General features: G+C 49.4%; 17 protein-coding genes and 2 tRNA genes. 14 read left to right on the top strand and 5 right to left on the bottom strand.

The window, feature by feature from the left end; all coding sequences use genetic code 11:
* A complete protein-coding gene (sapA, locus tag QL223_RS20155; protein WP_002539256.1) occupies positions 1–1,620 on the bottom strand; it encodes an ABC transporter substrate-binding protein SapA in 1,620 nt (539 codons plus the stop codon).
* Between the two features lie 111 nt (positions 1,621–1,731).
* Positions 1,732–2,742 (bottom strand): phage shock protein operon transcriptional activator, encoded by a 1,011-nt coding sequence (pspF, locus tag QL223_RS20150; RefSeq protein WP_002539258.1) that lies wholly within the window; start codon positions 2,740–2,742, stop codon positions 1,732–1,734.
* 186 nt (positions 2,743–2,928) lie between these two features.
* On the opposite strand from pspF, the gene pspA reads away from it, so the two are divergent.
* From pspA to tyrR, 6 genes are all read left to right on the top strand, one after another.
* Complete coding sequence (gene pspA / locus QL223_RS20145) at positions 2,929–3,594, top strand: phage shock protein PspA (protein WP_002539260.1); 666 nt, start codon at positions 2,929–2,931, stop codon at positions 3,592–3,594.
* Positions 3,595–3,619: 25 nt separating this feature from the next.
* Positions 3,620–3,850, top strand: coding sequence for an envelope stress response membrane protein PspB (gene pspB, locus QL223_RS20140; protein WP_002539261.1), 231 nt, complete (start codon positions 3,620–3,622; stop codon positions 3,848–3,850).
* Positions 3,847–4,233, top strand: a complete 387-nt coding sequence (gene pspC / locus QL223_RS20135) for an envelope stress response membrane protein PspC (RefSeq protein WP_046304076.1) — start codon at positions 3,847–3,849, stop codon at positions 4,231–4,233. Before pspB ends, pspC begins: the two co-directional genes overlap by 4 nt.
* Positions 4,234–4,312: 79 nt before the next feature.
* A complete protein-coding gene (locus QL223_RS20130; RefSeq protein ID WP_281545765.1) occupies positions 4,313–5,707 on the top strand; it encodes a YcjX family protein in 1,395 nt (464 codons plus the stop codon).
* A gap of 8 nt (positions 5,708–5,715) precedes the next feature.
* Positions 5,716–6,729, top strand: a complete 1,014-nt coding sequence (locus QL223_RS20125) for a TIGR01620 family protein (protein ID WP_281545764.1) — start codon at positions 5,716–5,718, stop codon at positions 6,727–6,729.
* Positions 6,730–6,973: 244 nt separating this feature from the next.
* Complete coding sequence (gene tyrR / locus QL223_RS20120; protein WP_281545763.1) at positions 6,974–8,512, top strand: transcriptional regulator TyrR; 1,539 nt, start codon at positions 6,974–6,976, stop codon at positions 8,510–8,512.
* 17 nt (positions 8,513–8,529) lie between these two features.
* Here tyrR and QL223_RS20115 read toward each other — a convergent pair whose 3' ends face one another.
* Positions 8,530–9,000, bottom strand: a complete 471-nt coding sequence (locus QL223_RS20115; protein ID WP_281545762.1) for a methylated-DNA--[protein]-cysteine S-methyltransferase — start codon at positions 8,998–9,000, stop codon at positions 8,530–8,532.
* A 29-nt stretch (positions 9,001–9,029) separates the two neighbouring features.
* Here QL223_RS20115 and rimJ point away from each other — a divergent pair, with 29 nt between their 5' ends.
* Entirely contained in the window at positions 9,030–9,617 is a 588-nt protein-coding gene (rimJ, locus tag QL223_RS20110) for a ribosomal protein S5-alanine N-acetyltransferase (RefSeq protein WP_281545761.1), read from the top strand.
* A complete protein-coding gene (locus QL223_RS20105) occupies positions 9,610–10,215 on the top strand; it encodes an HD domain-containing protein (protein WP_281545760.1) in 606 nt (201 codons plus the stop codon). The genes rimJ and QL223_RS20105 overlap by 8 nt, the downstream gene beginning before the upstream one ends.
* A gap of 48 nt (positions 10,216–10,263) precedes the next feature.
* Here QL223_RS20105 and pyk read toward each other — a convergent pair whose 3' ends face one another.
* Together pyk and QL223_RS20095 are read right to left on the bottom strand one after the other, a co-directional pair.
* Positions 10,264–11,709 carry a pyruvate kinase gene (pyk, locus tag QL223_RS20100; protein WP_039850101.1) on the bottom strand — a complete coding sequence of 482 codons (1,446 nt, stop codon included), beginning with the start codon at positions 11,707–11,709 and terminating at the stop codon, positions 10,264–10,266.
* Between the two features lie 132 nt (positions 11,710–11,841).
* Positions 11,842–12,696, bottom strand: coding sequence for a MurR/RpiR family transcriptional regulator (locus QL223_RS20095; protein ID WP_002539273.1), 855 nt, complete (start codon positions 12,694–12,696; stop codon positions 11,842–11,844).
* 316 nt (positions 12,697–13,012) lie between these two features.
* Here QL223_RS20095 and QL223_RS20090 point away from each other — a divergent pair, with 316 nt between their 5' ends.
* The 6 genes from QL223_RS20090 (at position 13,013) to QL223_RS20065 (ending at position 19,196) form a co-directional block, all read left to right on the top strand.
* Positions 13,013–13,849 carry an NAD-dependent epimerase/dehydratase family protein gene (locus tag QL223_RS20090; RefSeq protein WP_281545759.1) on the top strand — a complete coding sequence of 279 codons (837 nt, stop codon included), beginning with the start codon at positions 13,013–13,015 and terminating at the stop codon, positions 13,847–13,849.
* 538 nt (positions 13,850–14,387) lie between these two features.
* On the top strand, positions 14,388–15,065 hold the full coding sequence (locus tag QL223_RS20085) for a TetR/AcrR family transcriptional regulator (protein WP_046307001.1): 678 nt from the start codon (positions 14,388–14,390) through the stop codon (positions 15,063–15,065).
* 51 nt (positions 15,066–15,116) lie between these two features.
* Complete coding sequence (locus QL223_RS20080) at positions 15,117–17,411, top strand: acyl-CoA dehydrogenase (RefSeq protein WP_046307002.1); 2,295 nt, start codon at positions 15,117–15,119, stop codon at positions 17,409–17,411.
* Between the two features lie 153 nt (positions 17,412–17,564).
* Positions 17,565–18,767 (top strand): enoyl-ACP reductase FabV, encoded by a 1,203-nt coding sequence (fabV, locus tag QL223_RS20075; RefSeq protein ID WP_002539280.1) that lies wholly within the window; start codon positions 17,565–17,567, stop codon positions 18,765–18,767.
* Positions 18,768–19,042: 275 nt separating this feature from the next.
* Positions 19,043–19,116, top strand: a tRNA-Cys gene (locus QL223_RS20070).
* A 4-nt stretch (positions 19,117–19,120) separates the two neighbouring features.
* Positions 19,121–19,196, top strand: a tRNA-Gly gene (locus QL223_RS20065).
* The last annotated feature ends 2 nt before the right edge of the window (positions 19,197–19,198 follow it).

The raw sequence follows: 19,198 nt of genomic DNA, 5'->3' as shown, positions 1-19,198 counted from the left end.
TCAGCGGCTCCTGGATACGTTAGCAAAAGATTTGTCTCCAAACGGGCTTAACGTGATGCCCTGAAGTGACGCATTTCGCGCCTGATAGTGAACACCGTGTGCCAATGGAATCACCGGCATACGGTCATTTAGAATGCGTTGCGCCTGTATATATAAGTCCCGACGTTCATTGCGCTGTTCAATCTCTATAGCAGTGTCGAGAAAGCGGTCAAAGTAGCGATTACACCAGTTGGAAAGGTTCCAGCCAGTAAATTTGGCATTACAGGAGAGCAATGGCCTCAGGAAGTTATCCGGGTCGCCGTTATCTGCAATCCATCCGGTTAACACCATGCCCAATTCGTTAATATCGTCCCTGAGCAATTTCCTGTTGATGTCTTCCAGCGCAATGATATTCACTTTGATACCAATCGGCGAAAGATTCGCTTGAATCAACTCTGCCGTTTTCCGTGGACTTGGGTTATAGGCTTTCGGTGTTAAAGGAACGATCAGGTCGACTTCAAAGCCATGTCGGTAGCCGGCTTTCGCCATCAGGCTGAGGGCAAGTTGCGGGTCGTAAACCGCATTAGACTTTTCGTTATAAGCCCAAGACATCGGTGGCAACATGCCGTTAGCGGGTGTGCCTGTACCGTAGTAAACCGATTGGATCAGTGTGTCGCGGTTAATGGCCAGACTAATGGCTTGCCTAACTTCCAACTCAGAGAGAGCGGGGTGACGGGTGTTGAGTGCGAGAAACGCCACATTCATGCCTGTCTGCGAGGCCAGTACAAAATCGGGATTGTTTTCAATAACGGAAAGTTGGCTGGCAATGGGCGATGAAAGCACATCACATTCGCGGGTGATGAGTTTACTTAGAGAGCCCGTACCGCGGTTACTAATGTCGTAGGCGATTTGCTCCATAGGTGCTGCGCCATTCCAGTAACCCCAGTGCCTTTTTAGTCGAATGAAGCGATGAGGTTCATACTCATCCAGATAGAACGCGCCAGAACCCACAGGGTGTGAGTCAATTTCCCCCGGTGTGCCTTTTGTTAAAAGGTGCTCTGCATATTCTGCTGAGTGAATGACCGCATAGGTGGTCGAAAGTGTCGACAGGAATGACACATCGGGTCGAGATAGGACAAATTTCACCGTGTAATCATCGAGGGCGATAACATCGTCAACCAATCCTGCGAAATCCATACTTTCAAACCACGGATAGTCGCCACCTGAGACATTGTGAAAGGGATGCTCAGGGTCGATCAACCGCTTAAAGCTGAAAACGACATCCTCTGCATTTACGCCACGATGTGGAATAAACCAGTCCGTAACCTGAAAGCTGGCGCTCTGGCGAAGATTGAAGATATATTCTTTGCCATCTGGGCTTACTTCCCAGCTCTGAGCCAGCATGGGCACAGGTTTATAGGTTTGTGAATCAAGCTGAAGAAGCCGATCGTAGATTTGACTGGAGAGCGCATCAGCAGTGAGGCCGCCATCGGTCAGCTGTGGGTTAAAGGTGTTCGGTTGACCCGGGCCGCAATAGATGAAACCACGGTTACGCGCAGCGTTATCGGAGAACGGGTCTTCACATCCTGCTAAAAAGAGGATGGTTACGCTTGCCAGCAGCAAGCGGCCTAGAGCGCTCATAAGCCAATGATTAGGTGATAAAGTTAAGTGTTTTAATTTACCACTGAAGCAACGGAGTCACCAAGTGGCGGCGTAAATATCTGGGTAATTTCAGAACAATTGGCGAAAAACTTATGCCGAATCGGTGTTTTCCTCACCAACCAGATTGTATTTTCGCAGCAACCCTCTTATTTGATGGTAGCTTAAGCCAAGCAGCTCTGCGGCGCGTCGTTGATTAAAACGTGCCTGTTCCATCGCCTTTTCAACAATTTCCTTCTCCTGATCCTGCTGCCATTGGCGTAAATCGAGTGGGAAGGTGATTTCTGATTTCGACTCCGCTTTCTCACCAGGCTTTTCGTTTCTCCAGGGCGCTTTGAATGGGTCGAGTTGAATGTCTTCGGAATCAATCTCGCTGCCTTCGTCTGCGTGACGGTATATGGCCCGTTCTACCACGTTTTTCAGCTCACGTACGTTACCTGGCCAGCGATAAGTGTTGAGTAGTTTCACGGCTTCCGTAGAAAAGCCGGAAAAGTAGCTGTAACCGAGTTCACGACACATCTTCAGCGCGTAATACTCGGCGAGAAGCAGGATGTCTCCCTGACGTTCTCGCAATGGCGGAAGGTGGATAACATCAAAGGCAAGCCTGTCGAGGAGATCAGCGCGGAACTCCCCGTCATCGGCCATCTGGGGCAAGTTCTCGTTAGTCGCGCACACCAGCCTGACATCCGCGCTCAGCACATCGCTGCCACCCACGCGTTCATATTCACCGTATTCGATGACGCGAAGCAGTTTTTCCTGCACGCCAAGTGGCGATGTCGCCAGCTCGTCCAGAAACAAAGTCCCACCTTCAGCCCGTTCAAAGCGGCCTTTGTGTTTTCCTTTCGCGCCACTGAAAGAGCCGGCTTCATGGCCAAACAGCTCAGAATCAATCAGGCCTTCACTCAGTGCTGCGCAGTTCAGGCTGACCAGCGGGCCGTCCCAACGGCGTGATAAATAATGCAGGCGCTTGGCGATGAGTTCTTTACCCGTACCTCGCTCCCCCAGAATAAGAACTGGGCGGTCGAGCGGAGCAAGACGGGAGACATGATCGAGGACGGAAAGGAAGTGATCGGATTCGCCAATCAGGTTGTCAGGTTTTTGCATGGTGAAATTTGCCAACTGTTAGTTTATTTCATCATACCCTTATGAATAAAAAATGCACGCAATGTGTTAACTTGTTGTAATTTATAGGATATAAAAGTTGGCACGGGGATTGATATATATCTGGCAAATGAGGTTTTTCCTCACCTGTAAGCGCACAGAGCGCATTCGGCAAAAAGGAGCATCACAATGGGTATTTTCTCTCGCTTTGCAGATATTGTTAACGCTAACGTCAATTCACTGCTGGATAAAGCAGAAGATCCACAAAAAATGGTTCGCCTGATCATTCAGGAAATGGAAGACACACTGGTTGAAGTTCGCACTTCCTCAGCACGTGCGCTGGCAGACAAAAAAGAACTGGCGCGTAAAATCGAAGGCATTGAACGTCAACTGACAGATTGGCAGGAAAAAGCGACACTGGCCCTTCAGAAATCTCGTGAAGATCTGGCTCGCGCGGCACTGATTGAAAAGCAAAAAGTGCACGATGTCCTGCTGACCCTCAAAGAAGAGTACAATCTGGTCGAAGAAACTATCGGTAAACTGGGTAACGAAATTGCAGAGCTTGAAACCAAGCTGGCAGAAACCCGCGCCCGTCAGCAAGCACTGGTAATTCGCCGTGAAGCGGCAGGCAAACGCCGTGATGTTCGTCGCCAACTGGACACTGGTCGCACTGACGAAGCGCTGGCAAAGTTCGAGCAATATGAGCGCCGCATCGATGAGCTGGAAGCAGAAGCAGACAGCTACAGCATCGGCAAAGGCAAACGTCTTGAAGACGAATTTGCAGACCTGCAAGCGCAGGATGAAATCGAAAAAGAACTTGAGCGCATGAAAGCGGAACTTAAGGATAAAGAATAAGCCCTCGCAAAGGTAAGGAGTAGGCATGTCAATGGCGTTTCTTTCAATTCCACTGGTGGTGTTTTTTGTATTCGTTGCACCACTGTGGTTGTGGCTCCACTACCGAAGTAAACGACAAGTTGGTCAGGGTTTGAGTGGTGATGAGTTTGAGCAATTGCAAGCCCTGGCAAACCGCGCGGAAGCTTTACAGGACCGCATTCATTCTCTGGAGCGCATTCTTGATGAGGAAGCGCCAAATTGGAGACATAGACAATGAGCAAAACGTTGTATCGTGATCCTGTAAACGGGAAGATCGGTGGCGTTTGTGCAGGTGTCGCCGATTACTTCGGGATGGAAATCTGGTTAGTGAGGATCCTGACTGTGACGGCATTTCTGATGGGACTGGGCTTTTTCGTTATCGTGGCATACATTGCTGCCATGCTCATCCTTGAAAAAATGCCGCCGGAAGAGGCAAAACGGACTTTCCATTACAAAGAACATCAAGTGAAACAAAAACCTTGGCAACAAGGTAAATCAGCAAGCCAATTGCTGGCTGATATTGATAATGAAATGGGAGAGATGGAGCGGGACGTTGGCAAAATGGAAGCGTACGTGACATCAAAAGAGTATGAACTGAATCGACAGTTCAAAAAGCTCTAAACAAAGCAACAATAGTTATTGTGTCCTCATCCCCCGCTTTTATCGCGGGGGATTTACCTTTTGAGGGGTGCTGCTATTTATGAATTCAGTGAAACGTCAGGTGAATAAATGGGTGAGTCGTAGTCTGGACAGACACGTTCGTCTCGCCGTGACTGGACTTTCCCGTGCTGGTAAAACCGCGTTTATCACCTCACTCATCAATCAGTTGCTGCACAGCGCGACCAATCCGCGCATGCCTTTGTTTGCGCCCGTCCGCGAAGGACGTGTTCTCGGTGCGCGACGTGTACAGCAGAGTCAGCTGCATATTCCTGCCTTTGACTACGATCTTGGCATTCAATCATTGCGCGCGCATCCGCCAACATGGCCTTCTCCAACGCGCGATGTCAGCGAGATCAGACTGGAAATCCGTTATCGACCTGAAAAAGGGGCGATGAAGTTATTGCAAGATACCGCAACGCTGTATCTCGACATCGTTGATTATCCCGGAGAATGGCTGCTTGATTTGCCACTGCTCTCCATGAGTTTTGATGAATGGTCGCGTAAACAAAGTGGCATCTTGACTGGCAAGCGCAAAGAGCTGGCAGAGGCTTGGCTGGAATCGGTCGACAGCTTCGACCCTTTGGCAGACGCGGACGAAAAACTGATCGGCGAGATAGCGGCGAAATTTACCGCTTACCTTCATGCCTGTAAGGAAGAAGGGGGGCTGCATTGGGTGCAACCGGGCCGGTTTGTATTACCAGGCGAATATGCAGGCGCACCCGTGCTTCAGTTTTTCCCATTGGTTGGCAATAAGTATGGAGAAAACCAACTGGCGAATGCGCCGAAAGGCAGCAACTACGCCATGCTGAAACAGAGATACGATTACTACTGCCAGCATATTGTGAAAGGCTTCTATCAAGAGCATTTCTCTAAAGTCGATCGACAGATCGTGCTGGTGGATACCTTGCAACCACTCAATGCAGGCCCAGCGTCGTTTAACGATATGCGAATGGCGTTGGAGCAGTTAATGCAAAGCTTCCGCTACGGAAAAAGCGGTTTGCTGCGACGACTCTTTGCACCGCGTATCGACAAGATACTGTTTGCGGCAACCAAAGCTGACCATGTGACGCCAGACCAGCACCCGAATCTGGTTTCTCTGCTCCAGCAGCTGATCCACGAAGCTTGGCAAACAGCGGCATTTGAAGGCATTGATATGGAGTGTGTCAGCTTGGCGTCGATTCAGGCGACTGAGCCCGGCATGGTAAACCATCAGGGTGACACCATGTCTGCACTGCGCGGCACGTTGGAAAATGGCGAGCCGATGTTGATGTACCCGGGCGATGTGCCGTCAAGGTTACCGGGCGAGGCTTTCTGGCAGGATAACCAATTCGAGTTCCGTCAGTTCCGTCCGCAGCAAACCGATGTGGATGAGCCATTACCACACATTCGCGTGGACAAGGCGCTGCAATATTTGCTGGGCGACAAACTGAGGTAGGAGGCGAGATGAACGATTATAAAAAAGCTGTCGTGTTTGATGAGCCTGAAAAACAACAGGATGAATCGCCTGAGCTGACGTTTCAGCGTCAATTTGAGCAGGACAACACTTCGTTTGCTGTCACCAGCATAGAAGAAGAAAGTGATGCCGAGAAGGCACTGGAAGCGACTTTAACCTCACCAAGAAAAAAACGTTGGGGATTGCGAGCGCTCGCCGTTGCAGGCATTGGTTTGGTTGGCTGGCAAACTGTCGATTCTGTATGGACAGCAGTACAGGCTGGAGATTGGTTGACGGTCGGCTGGAGCGGTTTTGTCGCCGGTATCGCGGCGATGGGCATAGGCGCATTGGGGCGGGAATTTCTGGCACTCCGTCGCCTGAAAGGCCGGCAGGATGAACGCGAGGAAGTCACTGCCATCATGGCGGCTGAAGGCATTGGTAAAGCCAAAGGCGTTTGCGAGAAGCTTTCCAAACAGTCAGGGGTTGAACTGACGGCCGGTTATGATAAATGGCAGACGTCGCTGGCAGCGACGCATAACGACCGGGAAGTGTTCGAACTCTACGACCAAATGGTAGTGACAGAACAAGATGCCCGTGCCAAGAAAATGGTGACCAAGTGCGCCTCAGAAGCTGCGGTCATGGTTGCCCTCAGCCCATTGGCTGTGGCTGACATGTTGTTGGTGGCGTGGCGAAACTTCAGGCTGTTGGAGCAAATCTCCAAAGTGTATGGCGTAAAGCTGGGCTACTGGTCGCGCATTCGATTACTCAAGTTAGTGCTGGCTAACATGGCGTTCGCCGGAGCCAGTGAAGCGATCACGGATATTGGTACGGATCTGCTGTCCGTCGATATCGCAGGCAAGCTTTCCGCAAGGGCGGCGCAAGGGCTGGGAGTTGGGCTGTTGACGGCAAGACTCGGTTACAAAGCCATGTCGGTGATGCGTCCGCTGCCTTACATTGGTACAAATGCGCCGAAGCTGTCTGACATGCGTAAGCAGTTACTTACCAAACTCACTCCAGGAAATTAGCAGCGCCAATGGCGCTGTTTTCCTTTTGCAGGGAGAGGATTAGCTCTCTCACGTTTTCATGGGCACCGCTTGACTCAATCGCTTGAGAGGCGCACACTCCTTTCACTGTCAACAATTCCTGACACTTTTTTATACAGTTAATTGAATATGTCACGCTCTCAGGGATTATGGCGACTTTTCAAATCAACGTGGCTGACACCGAAAGACAGGATGCCGTCAGCCCCACTGCATACAGGACACTACCGTGAGATTACAGGTCTTTTGCGAAGATCGACTTGGATTAACCCGCGAACTCCTCGACATTCTGGCGCGTCGCAACATTGACTTGCGTGGTATCGAAATCGACCAAGTTGGCATTATCTATCTCAACTGCCCCGAAATAGAATTCGAAGAGTTCAGGCAATTGATGTCCGAAATCCGTCTTATCAGCGGCGTGACTGATGTACGGAAAATTCAGTTCCTACCCGCTGAGCGTGAACACCGCGAGCTGCGAGCACTGCTCGAAACACTGAGCGATCCGGTTTTCTCCGTCAATCTTAGCGGCAAAGTTGACATGGCGAACAAGGCCGCATTGCGTCTGATGGGCAGTGAAGAATCTGACTTGATTGGCGAAACGGCCAACAGCGTGTTTCCTGATTTCAACTTCACCCATTGGCTAGAGCGCGATAACGCCGGTCAAGTTCACCGTCAGGTTGTGCTTTCAGGCATGGATTACCTGATGGAAGTGATGCCGGTTTATGTCACTGACAGTGAAGATAAAGATGTGCTGGCCAGTGCAGTAATTCAGCTTAAACAAGTTTCCATGAACCATCTGCCAACCACCTTATACCGCACGCCGGGTGAGCATGGTTTTGAGCACTTGGTCGGTCAATCCAGCAAGTTCCGCACTTTGGTGAATCAGGCGAAGAAGTTCGCGACGTTGGATGCACCGCTTCTGATTCAAGGGGAAACCGGGACAGGCAAAGAAATGCTGGCGAAAGCCTGCCACCAACGCTCTCACCGAGCTGAGCATCCGTTCCTGCTGGTGAATTGTGTATCCATGCCGGACGATGCGGCTGAAACTGAGCTTTTTGGCTGTGCGCCAATGGAAGGACGAGAAGGCAAGAAAGGCCAGCTCGAGCAGGCTGATGGCGGAACTGTGTTCCTCTATGAAGTGGGTGAAATGAGTCAGCACCTGCAGATTAAACTGCTTCGATTTATGCAAGATGGCACCTTCCGCAGGGTGGGCGAAGAGAAAGAGATTAAGGTTGATGTGCGTGTGATTTGTTCGACGCAGAAGAATCTGTCTGAACGCGTCGCCGCAGGGCAATTCCGCGAAGATCTATATTATCGACTGAATGTTCTTTCTCTGACAGTGCCACCACTTCGTGAGCGTCCCTCTGATGTTCAACCGCTGGCAGAGCTGTTCCTGAATCAGTTTGCTGCTGAGTTGGGGCAAGAAAGACCCATGCTACAACAAGGCGTTTTGGAACTGCTGAACCAATACTCATGGCCGGGTAACGTCAGACAGCTTCGGAATGTGTTGTTCCGTGCGATGACGCAAATCGAAGAAGGTTGCCTGACCAAAGATGACATCCAGTTGCCAGAGACAGAACAAAGCGCGTTCCTAACGGAAGAAACGCTGGAAGGATCGCTGGACGACATCATGAAACGCTATGAGTCGGGGATACTGTCGAACCTTTATCGCAGTTATCCTTCGACCCGCAAACTGGCGAAGCGTCTCAGCGTTTCCCATACCGCCGTAGCGAATAAACTCCGCGAGTACGGCATTGGCAAGAAATAGAAAAAATGGCGACTGTATCAGTCGCCATTTTTTTCCATCGTCAGGAGCTTTTGCTTTATCTCCAGACCATAGCGATATCCTGTAAGCTCACCATCGCTGCCGATCACACGGTGGCAGGGGATAACAAGGGGAATGGGATTCACATTGTTAGCCATTCCAACCGCTCGATAAGCCTTTGGATTGCCAATTTCCTTTGCAATGTCAGCATAAGACCTCGTTTCCCCATAAGGAATGCCACGAAGAATTTGCCAGACTTTGTGTTGGAATTCCGTGCCGTCGGGGGCGAGAGGGATATCGAATTGAGCACGTTCCCCGTTGAGGAATTCGAGAATTTGCTTCTTGTAAGGGGCGAGGTGGATGGGGGAGTGCTTCCACTGTTTGCAGGATTCAACAGGATGATGAAGGCATAAGGTCAATTGTCTCAACCCTGACCCATCAGCCAGTAAGTGAATTTTCCCCAGCGGTGATTCAAAGCTATCGTAATACATAACAACGACACAGTTGGATAGGAGGCGAATTGTCAGTCGAAATTATAAACCCATTCCCGCAATTGCGTATTGATAATCTTATCATTCGTGCGATCCAGAAGCCTGATATCCCACTTATCGTGAATTATTTTCAGGTTAATCGCCAATACTTAACACCTTGGGAGCCGTTGAGACCAGACAGCTTTTTCACTTATGAAGGTTGGGAACGGCGCATCATTCAACTAACCGAATTGCAACGTCATGGGCTGGCGTATTACTTCATGATTTTTGAAGAAGGAAGCGATGAAGTTTGCGGCGTGATCACTTACAACAACATCATGCAGTTCCCTTTTCACGCCTGTAATGTTGGCTATTCGCTGGCTGAGTCAGCGCAAGGGCGAGGCATTATGCGTCGGGCGCTCAAAGCGACCAACCAATGGTTGTTTGATAACCTCAACATGCATCGTGTGATGGCTTCTTACATGCCAAGGAACAAACGCAGTGAAGCCGTGCTTCTGGCCGCAGGATTCAAGAAAGAAGGTGAAGCCAAAGACTACCTCCTGATTAACGGGAATTGGGAAGGCCATATCCTTACCTCTGTCATCAACACCAACTGGGTAGCGTCCACGAATGAATGAAACATCGGCATTTGAAAGGCTGGAAAAGCAACTGGCATTGATTGTCGAGATGGATCAACTCAAAGCCGTACTAAGACGAACCCGGATTAAAAGTGACAACGACCGTTTGGAGAACTCTGCTGAGCACAGCTGGCAGGTCGCTTTGATGGCACTGTTATTAGAAGAACACGCCAATGAGTCAGTGGATGTCGCGAAAGTGGTGAAAATGCTGCTGCTCCACGATGTGGTGGAAATCGATGCGGGAGATACCTTCGTTTACGATTTGGAAGCCGCGAAGCTTCAGCCTGAGAAAGAGCTGAAAGCGGCGAAGCGTATTTTCGGCATGCTGCCGGAAGATCAGCGAGATGCGCTCATGGCCCTATGGTTAGAGTTTGAAGCAGGTGAAACGCCCGAAGCGCGGTATGGTAAGGCGCTGGACCGCATGTTGCCCATGTTGCTCAACTATCACAGTGACGGGCAAAGCTGGAAGGAGCATGGTGTGCGCTACGATCAGGCGCTAAGCATTAACAGCAAGATTGAAAAAGGCTCTGTACTGCTGTGGGAAAAAGTACAGATGATGCTGAGTGAAGCTGTCGACAAAGGGTGGTTGAAAAAATAATCCCGGCAATCGCCGGGATTTCTTTGTTTGCAATGAACCAATTGCCCGTTAGGTCACCGTAATCATTCGCATGGTGTTGGTTGCGCCTACATAGCCCATCACATCACCTTGAGTGAAAATCACGACGTCCCAAGGCTTGAGATAGCCTTTCTCTTTCAGAAGGGCAATGGCTTTGTGCGCCACTTCTGCGCCAGCACCGGTGTCACTTTCAAAATAGACCGGTGTTACGCCACGATAAAGTGCTGCACGTGACAGCGTGGATTCATGTTGGGAAAGGGCAAATATTGGCTTGCCCGAACTGATACGTGACATCATCAACGCGGTTTTGCCAGACTCAGTCAGTGACACCATGGCTTTTACTTTCGGCATATGGTTTGCCGCGTACATCGTCGCCATGGAAACCGTTTCTTCAATCAGCTCAAACTCTTTGTTCAGGCGGTGGTTGGAAACGTTAATTGATGGCATCTTCTCTGCGCCGATACAGACTTCTGCCATGGATTTTACGGTTTCCAGTGGGTAATCGCCCGCTGCGGTTTCAGCAGACAGCATGACGGCGTCTGTTCCATCCAGCACAGCATTTGCCACATCCATGACTTCTGCGCGTGTTGGCATGGGCGCTTTGATCATCGATTCCATCATTTGTGTCGCGGTAATCACACAGCGGTTCATCGAGCGGGCGCGGCGGATAAGTTTCTTCTGTACGCCGACAAGTTCTGGATCACCGATCTCCACACCCAGATCACCACGAGCCACCATCACAGCATCAGAAGCTTCAATGATGTCATCAATGTTCTCATCTGTAGCGACGGTCTCCGCCCGCTCTACCTTGGCAACCAAACGGGTATCAAGGCCTGCATCACGTGCTAACGAACGGGCCAGACGCATGTCATCGCCGTTACGCGGGAAAGATATCGCCAGATAGTCCACATTGATTTTTGCAGCAGTGAGGATGTCCTGTTTGTCTTTATCGGTCAGAGCGGGTGCTGATAAACCGCCACCTTTCTTGTTGATGCCTTTGTTGTTGGAAAGGGGGCCACCTACAGTGACTTCCGTGTGGATACAAGTACCGTCTACCGAAATGACTTTCAGCTGAACGCGTCCGTCATCCAGCAGCAAGATGTCATCTGGAACGACATCATTCGGTAGGTTCTTGTAATCGATACCGACGCTTTCTTTGTCACCTTTTCCCGGCTCGAGCGCAGCATCCAACACAAAGCGATCACCGACCGCGAGCTGAATTTTGCCATCCGCGAAGGTGGATACACGAATTTTTGGTCCTTGTAGATCGCCGAGAATACCGACATGACGCCCGAGTTTCGCAGCGATAGCGCGAACCTTATTGGCGCGGTCGATGTGGTCTTCTGCGGTACCGTGAGAGAAGTTCATCCTCACCACGTTAGCGCCGGCAGCGATGATTTGTTCCAGCATACCTTCCTTATCGGTAGCCGGGCCCAATGTAGTCACGATCTTTGTTCGACGTAATATCTCAGACATGAAAGTCTCCTGAGTAAAAATGCATACGAAAGAGCAATGAGGAATTATTGATATTTGTGTTTATATAAAGAGTGTAGATGAGTGGGCGTAAGAGAAAGAAAAAGGGCAGACTTTGCGTCTGCCCTTTAAAGTTTATGTCAGTGATTCTTTGTTGAATCGAGAGTCCTTAATGGCCTCTTTCACACGTTTGAGGTTTTCGCGGAAACCTGGACCACGGCGAAGTGTGAAGCCTGTTGCCAGAACGTCAATCACGGTCATCTGAACCACACGGCTTGCCATCGGCATATAGATGTCAGTGTCTTCCGGTACATCCAGCGTAATGGTCAGCGAACAGACTTTGTCCAGCGGAGAGCCTTTCTCGGTAATACCGATGACGGTCGCGCCGTTTTCTTTGGCCAAAGTCGCAACGTCTACCAGAGATTTGGTTCGGCCAGTGTGTGAAATGACGACCACAACATCACCGTCCGTACAGTTAATGCAGCTCATGCGTTGCATGACAATATCGTTGAAACAGACGATGGGAATGTTAAAGCGGAAGAATTTATTTTGTGCATCGTGGGCAACGGATGCTGAAGCGCCCAAGCCGAAGAAAGAAATTTTCTTAGCTTGAGTCAGCAAATCCACTGCACGATTGATTTGGTGGGCGTCGATGCTGTTTTTCGCTACATCCAGGCATGCCATCGTCGATTCAAAGATCTTCGAGGTGTAAGCGTCGGCGCTGTCATGTTCTTCAACATTACGGTTCACGTAAGGTGTACCGTTTGCCAGGCTTTGTGCCAGATGAAGTTTAAAATCAGGGAAGCCTTTCGTATCTAGCCTGCGGCAGAAACGGTTTACTGTAGGCTCGCTGACATCAGCCATTTTGGCGAGTGTCGCGATGCTGGAATGAATAGCAGTCTGAGGAGAAGCGATGATCACTTCAGCGACTTTCCTTTCCGACTTACTAAAGTTTTCAATATTTTTTTGTATTTTTTCTAGGGTGTTCATTCAGATTACCGCGTTGCTTCCGCTGTCTATTTTGTCAGTCTTTCCTGCCTAAAATTACTGGCGGTAAGGTCTGACGCTATTGGGTGAAATATTTCGACGTCCAACGATGTTATAGTCGAGTCTAACGGTTGGAGTCGTTTAATAACATTTTAACCAAAAAATACCTCCAAAAAATTTGTATTCATTCACGCTTTTAGTTGCTTAATTACACAATGCCGAAGCTTTTTTTCACCAAATGCGAAACGGGTTCGGTTTCTTGTGGCACGTCTCGAATGAATCAAGCGTAGAAATGAAAATGGCTTACAAGGAACTTTCGATGTCGAAACCATATAAAACAGTTTCAATAAGCGGATGTGGTTGGCTTGGTCTTCCTCTCGCTGAATATTTGCATCAAGTTGGATATTCGGTCACTGGTAGCAAACGTAGCGTTGCGTCTCTCAACGAATTGGAATTGAAGCACATCAATGGTGTGGTGTTCGATATATTTAGCGAGAAACACGACCCGTCATCACAACCTCTTTTTGAAAGCGATGTTTTTGTGGCCAACATTCCGCCCGGCAGACGAACAATCGATGGAAATGTGTTCGTTAATGCCATGAAGAGAATGGTGGATGCCGCAAAGTCTGGCGGCGTGAAACAATTCATCTTTATCAGTACCTCTTCGGTCTACGGCAGTGTCACAGGGTTAGTCACAGAAAAAACAGTCTGTGAGCCCAACACAGAATCTGGGAAAGCCCATCGTGAGATTGAAGATTATGTATTCGCTGAGTTTGGTGATCGTGGCGTTGTGCTGAGACTGTCGGGCTTGATTGGTGATGAGCGTCATCCTGGAAAACATCTCGCGGGCAGAGAAAATGTCAGTGGAGGGTTGGATCCAGTAAACCTTGTTCATCGTGAAGATTGTATTCAGGCGGTCAGTGCCATTATTGCTCTGCAAATCGGTGGCGAAACTTTCCATCTCAGCGCCACCGATCATCCTACTCGTTCAGCATTTTACCGTTGGGCGGCTGCAGGACTGGGTTTGCAGGAACCGCAATTTATTGAAGACGGGGGTGAAGGGAAGGTGATAGTTGCTGATCACACGCTACAAACGTTGGGTATGACGCTGAAGTATCCGTCGCCATTTGACATGCCATTGCCGACGTTGGGGTAAATGGCAGCATAAAAAAAGCCCGCTTCATCTGAAGCGGGCAACATAAATGTTTTTTAAGCAGGAGTAAGAAAAAGCAGCAGCATCTAGCGATAAGTTGGAAGTCATGTGTGGCGGCCAGCTATACATTAAAAGGCACTTATCCGCTATCTACATACATTCAGACTGGGCCATTTTCATTTAGTTCAAAAATTTCGAAAAAAATTTTCTCTCTCCAAAATCCCCAATCTCTGACGCCAGACGAAAAAAAGCCCGTACTCAAAATCAGTGTACGGGCTCCAGAAGAATAAAAACTTCTAAGAAAAAGCAGTGGCATTATATGTGACCTGATGAAGTCCAGATTGTTCCCCAAAGAATCGATTTTTTTCTCACATTTGAGTGTGACTGAGTGCCGTTTCAGCGAATGGTATTAATTTACAGACGCTTACATCCAACAGATTTTTTTCGTGGCAAGGACAACTTTTTTGATGATTGTTTAGGGGTTGTTATTAATGCTAACGGGATGTAAAGTTAAACAAGTGTTTAATACAGGTGAATGAAAATGGCTGGGAAAGGCGAAACCAAAGGAAAAATTCTCGATGCTGCGGAGCAGTTATTTGCTGAGCATGGTTTCAAAGAGACCTCTCTTCGCACCATCACGAGCAAGGCTGGGGTAAACCTGGCGTCGGTCAATTATCACTTTGGTGATAAGAAGTCGCTTGTGCGTGCTGTCCTCGCCCGTTATCTCGAACAGTTTATGCCACAACTGGAGCAAGAGTTGAGGCTACTTTTAGTGAAAGATGACATTTCAATGGAAGAAGTATTCGCGTGTACCAAGCGTCCACTATTGGGGTTAGACACTTTCCGCCGCCATGGTGCTTCCACGTTTATGCAGCTTATCGGCCGCGGTTATACCGACGTTCAGGGCCACCTTCGCTGGTTTATTACCACCCGCTACGATGCTGTTTTAAAGCTTTTTACGCAAGCGGTGATAAAAGCCAACCCATCACTGAAACCTGAACATGTGTTTTGGCGACTTCACTTTACGCTGGGCGCGGTGATTTTCACCATGGCGTCTAACGTTGCACTCAGTGAAATCGCTGAGAATGACTTTGGTTCCAATGTGACGACTGAAGACATTCTCGACCGATTGATCCCTTATCTGGCAGCAGGTGTGGACGCACCGACCAGTCAGGAATTGTCTCTTGTGCCAAGCGGCGTGCCGCAAAGTGCAGGATAAAGCTTAAAAATAATAAAAAATTAACGTGTTACAAATACAAGGATCTGAATCATGAGCTCTCAACCATCACTTAGAAGACGTTATTTAAGCGACCCTGCATTTAAGTTTTTCAAGAAGGTTCTTCCGCCGCTGTCTGAGACAGAACGTGAGGCGATGGAAGCTGGCAGTGTATGGTGGGATGGCGAACTGTTCGCCGGTAATCCCGACTGGCGTAAGTTGCTGCAGTATCCAAAACCACGTTTAACTGACGAAGAAAAAGCGTTCATGGAAAACCAGCTGGAAGAACTGCTGGGGATGCTGGATGACTTTGAAATCGTTCAGGAGCGCAAAGACTTACCGCCTGAAGTGTGGGAGTTCCTGAAGAAGGAAAAATTCTTCTCGCTGATCATTCCAAAAGAGTACGGCGGTCTCGAATTCTCTGCCTATGCGAACTCGACCATTGTTTCACGCATCGCCACGCGAAGCTTGAGTGCAGCGGTGACTGTGATGGTACCAAACTCTCTGGGCCCAGGTGAGCTACTGACTCACTACGGCACTGAGGAACAAAAGAACTACTGGTTGCCTCGTTTGGCAAACGGTCAGGACGTCCCATGTTTTGCGTTGACTGGCCCTGAAGCGGGCTCAGATGCGGGCTCTATCCCGGATAAAGGCATCGTATGTATGGGCGAGCACGAAGGTAAGGAAGTGCTGGGTATCCGCCTGACGTGGAACAAACGCTACATTACGTTAGCGCCAGTGGCTTCTGTGCTTGGTCTTGCCTTTAAATTGCATGACCCTGAAGGTCTGTTAGGCGACAAAGAACAGCTCGGTATAACCTGTGCGTTGATCCCAGCGGATCACGAAGGTGTTGAAATTGGTGAGCGTCATAATCCGTTAGGTTTGTCATTCATGAATGGTCCAACACGCGGTCAGGATGTGTTCATTCCAATGGAGTGGGTTATCGGCGGTCAGGACTACGTGGGTCGAGGCTGGCGTATGCTGGTGGAATGTCTGTCAGCAGGTCGCGGTATTTCACTGCCTGCACTGGGCACGGCAGTTGGTCACCTGACGGCACGCACAACAGGTGCTTACGCTTATGTTCGTAAACAGTTTGGTATGCACATCGGTAAATTCGAGGGTGTGGGCGAGGCGATGGGCCGCATTGGTGGTTACACCTACATGCTCGAAGCGGCGCGCACACTGACCACGACTTCTCTGGATATGCATGAGAAGCCGGGTATTGTGACTGCCATTGCCAAATACCACATGACTGAACTGGCGCGCACCATCCTGAATGATTCGATGGACATTCATGCCGGCCGTGCAATCCAGTTGGGGCCTTTGAACTATGTTGGTCACCACTACTTTGGTATGCCAGTGGCAATCACAGTAGAAGGGGCAAACATTCTGACCCGTAACCTGATGATCTTCGGACAGGGTGCAACACGTTGTCACCCATACGTACTGAAAGAAATGGAAGCGGCGGCAGAGCAAGATGAAGCTAAAGGTGCAGAAGCGTTTGATTCACTGCTGATCAAACACATTGGCTTTGCCACTAAGAACGTGCTGATGTCTTTCACCAATGCATTTACTCGCTCAAGCTTTAACAAATCACCGGTATCGGGCGAAACGGCGGCTTACTATCGTCAACTGTCCCGTATGAGTCGTGCGTTGGCAGTTACAGCCGACGTTGCCATGTTAACGCTGGGTGGTGAACTGAAACGCCGTGAAATGCTGTCAGCCCGCTTGGGTGATGTACTGAGTCACCTATATTTGGCGTCTGCAGTATTGAAGCGCTACGAAGATGAAGGTCGTCAGCAAGCTGACCTACCATTCGTTCACTACTCACTGCAACACTGCTTGAACAAGTGTGCGGAAGCGTTTGACGGCGCGTTCAACAACTTCCCGCAGAAAGGTGTTGGCTTCTCACTGCGTGCGATTTTGTTCCCACTGGGAATGCACTACAAAGCACCATCAGACAAACTGGCAACGCAAATTGCTGATTTGCTGATGACTCCAGGTGCACACCGCGAGCGTCTGACGCACCTTTGTTATGTCGGCGACAAAGCAACTGACCCGGTAGGTATCATGGAGCGCGCTTTCGAAGCCATGGTGGCGGTTAAGCCGCTTGAGAAGAAAATGGCAGTTGCGGCAAAAGCGAAGAAAATCCCTGCGAAAGGTTTACTGTCCGAGCGTTTGGATGCTGCCCTTGAGCAGAATGTTCTGACCCAAGAAGAAGTCGACCAAATCAAGCACGCTGATGGGCTGCGCTACGAAGCGATCCAGGTGGATAACTTTGACCCTTCATGGTTCAAGTCAGAATCTGAGTCTGCACCGGCTAGCTCGAAGAAAGGTAAAGCTGCATAACAGCAGATTTGTTCTCAAAAACGCCGCAACTGCGGCGTTTTTTCTTGCTAACACCTCCAACCACTACCCGAAATCGGGGTTTTGCGACAAAAACAAGTGCCAAAACAAGATGAAGTATTTATCCTAAGCCCAACTTTGAAAGGAAGGTTGAATATGATCATCAAACCGAAAATTCGCGGATTTATCTGTACGACTACCCATCCAAAAGGATGTGAAGCTAACGTAAAAGAGCAAATCGAATACACCAAAGCCCAAGGCCCAATTGCTAACGCACCAAAACGTGTACTGGTAGTAGGTTCATCTAGCGGCTATGGCCTGTCATCGCGCATTGCTGCTGCGTTTGGCGGCGGTGCAGCGACCATCGGTGTGTTCTTCGAAAAGCCAGGCACGGAGAAAAAGCCGGGCACAGCGGGTTGGTACAACTCTGCGGCATTCGACAAATTCGCCAAGGAAGAAGGTCTTTACTCAAAGAGCCTGAACGGCGATGCATTCTCTGATGAAGCGAAAAAGAAAGCGATTGAGCTGATTAAAGAAGATCTTGGTCAGGTTGATATGGTGGTTTACTCATTGGCTTCTCCAGTTCGTAAACTGCCAAAAACAGGTGAAGTGGTTCGTTCATCACTGAAGCCAATTGGTGATGTTTACACTTCTACAGCAGTAGACACCAACAAAGACCAAATCATCGAAGCCAGTGTTGAGCCTGCAACTGAGCAGGAAATCAAAGACACGGTTACCGTAATGGGTGGCGAAGACTGGGAACTGTGGATTCAAGCACTGTCTGACGCAGGCGTGCTGGCTGACGGTTGTAAGACCGTAGCTTACAGTTACATCGGTACTGAGCTGACTTGGCCAATCTATTGGGACGGCGCATTGGGTCGCGCGAAGATGGATTTGGACCGCGCAGCAGCGGCGCTGAACGACAAGCTTTCCGCGACTGGCGGTACTGCAAACGTAGCGGTACTGAAATCTGTTGTGACTCAAGCGAGCTCAGCGATTCCAGTGATGCCTTTGTACATCGCTATGGTGTTCAAGAAAATGCGCGCTGAAGGCGTTCACGAAGGCTGTATGGAGCAAATCTACCGTATGTTCAGTCAGCGCCTATACAAAGCTGATGGTTCAGCAGCAGAAGTAGACGATAAAAACCGTCTGCGTCTGGATGACTGGGAGCTGCGTGACGACATCCAGCAACACTGCCGTGACCTGTGGCCACAAATCACTTCAGAGAACCTGAAAGAGCTTACAGACTACGTGGAATACAAAGAAGAATTCCTGAAACTGTTCGGCTTCGGTGTTGAAGGTGTGGATTACGACGCTGACGTTAACCCAGAAGTGGATTTTGACGTTCAGGCTATCTAATCAGTCACCTGAATTTGAACAAAATGAAGCCAGCGATCATTCGCTGGCTTTTTCTTTTGAGCGTTTGCAAGCCACGCCACATAAGGGCTGCGATGAAAAATGCCAGAGATTTTTGCTAAAAGTTTGATCAATGTGGCTGATATTTATCAGATTTGCTCGATAAAGAAGCAAACAAACCAAAACGCCGAAATTAGTGCGTGACAGCCCAAAAAACTTATGTAGAATGCCAACCCGTACCGCAGAGGAAGGCAACTTACTGAAGCGGGACAAACGAAGGCGCGTTGGCAGAGTGGCTATGCAGCGGATTGCAAATCCGTGGACCTCGGTTCGACTCCGGGACGCGCCTCCATGATGCGACACTAGCTCAGCTGGTAGAGCGCAACCTTGCCAAGGTTGAGGTCACGAGTTCGAACCTCGTGTGTCGCTCCAAT

Origin of the sequence: Grimontia sp. SpTr1, assembly GCF_947387585.1 — a bacterium.
In the GTDB taxonomy this organism is placed as follows: Bacteria; Pseudomonadota; Gammaproteobacteria; order Enterobacterales; family Vibrionaceae; genus Enterovibrio; species Enterovibrio indicus.
This window is presented reverse-complemented; position numbering and strand designations above follow the sequence as displayed.

Coding starts and splice junctions, on each gene's coding strand:
- QL223_RS20080 (WP_046307002.1), top strand. CDS start 15,117: ATGAGCTCTCAACCATCACTTAGAAGACGTTATTTAAGCGACCCTGCA.
- pyk (WP_039850101.1), bottom strand. CDS start 11,709: ATGTCTGAGATATTACGTCGAACAAAGATCGTGACTACATTGGGCCCG.
- pspA (WP_002539260.1), top strand. CDS start 2,929: ATGGGTATTTTCTCTCGCTTTGCAGATATTGTTAACGCTAACGTCAAT.
- fabV (WP_002539280.1), top strand. CDS start 17,565: ATGATCATCAAACCGAAAATTCGCGGATTTATCTGTACGACTACCCAT.
- QL223_RS20090 (WP_281545759.1), top strand. CDS start 13,013: ATGTCGAAACCATATAAAACAGTTTCAATAAGCGGATGTGGTTGGCTT.
- pspB (WP_002539261.1), top strand. CDS start 3,620: ATGTCAATGGCGTTTCTTTCAATTCCACTGGTGGTGTTTTTTGTATTC.
- QL223_RS20130 (WP_281545765.1), top strand. CDS start 4,313: ATGAATTCAGTGAAACGTCAGGTGAATAAATGGGTGAGTCGTAGTCTG.
- QL223_RS20115 (WP_281545762.1), bottom strand. CDS start 9,000: ATGTATTACGATAGCTTTGAATCACCGCTGGGGAAAATTCACTTACTG.
- QL223_RS20085 (WP_046307001.1), top strand. CDS start 14,388: ATGGCTGGGAAAGGCGAAACCAAAGGAAAAATTCTCGATGCTGCGGAG.
- sapA (WP_002539256.1), bottom strand. CDS start 1,620: ATGAGCGCTCTAGGCCGCTTGCTGCTGGCAAGCGTAACCATCCTCTTT.
- pspF (WP_002539258.1), bottom strand. CDS start 2,742: ATGCAAAAACCTGACAACCTGATTGGCGAATCCGATCACTTCCTTTCC.
- QL223_RS20125 (WP_281545764.1), top strand. CDS start 5,716: ATGAACGATTATAAAAAAGCTGTCGTGTTTGATGAGCCTGAAAAACAA.
- QL223_RS20095 (WP_002539273.1), bottom strand. CDS start 12,696: ATGAACACCCTAGAAAAAATACAAAAAAATATTGAAAACTTTAGTAAG.
- QL223_RS20105 (WP_281545760.1), top strand. CDS start 9,610: ATGAATGAAACATCGGCATTTGAAAGGCTGGAAAAGCAACTGGCATTG.
- pspC (WP_046304076.1), top strand. CDS start 3,847: ATGAGCAAAACGTTGTATCGTGATCCTGTAAACGGGAAGATCGGTGGC.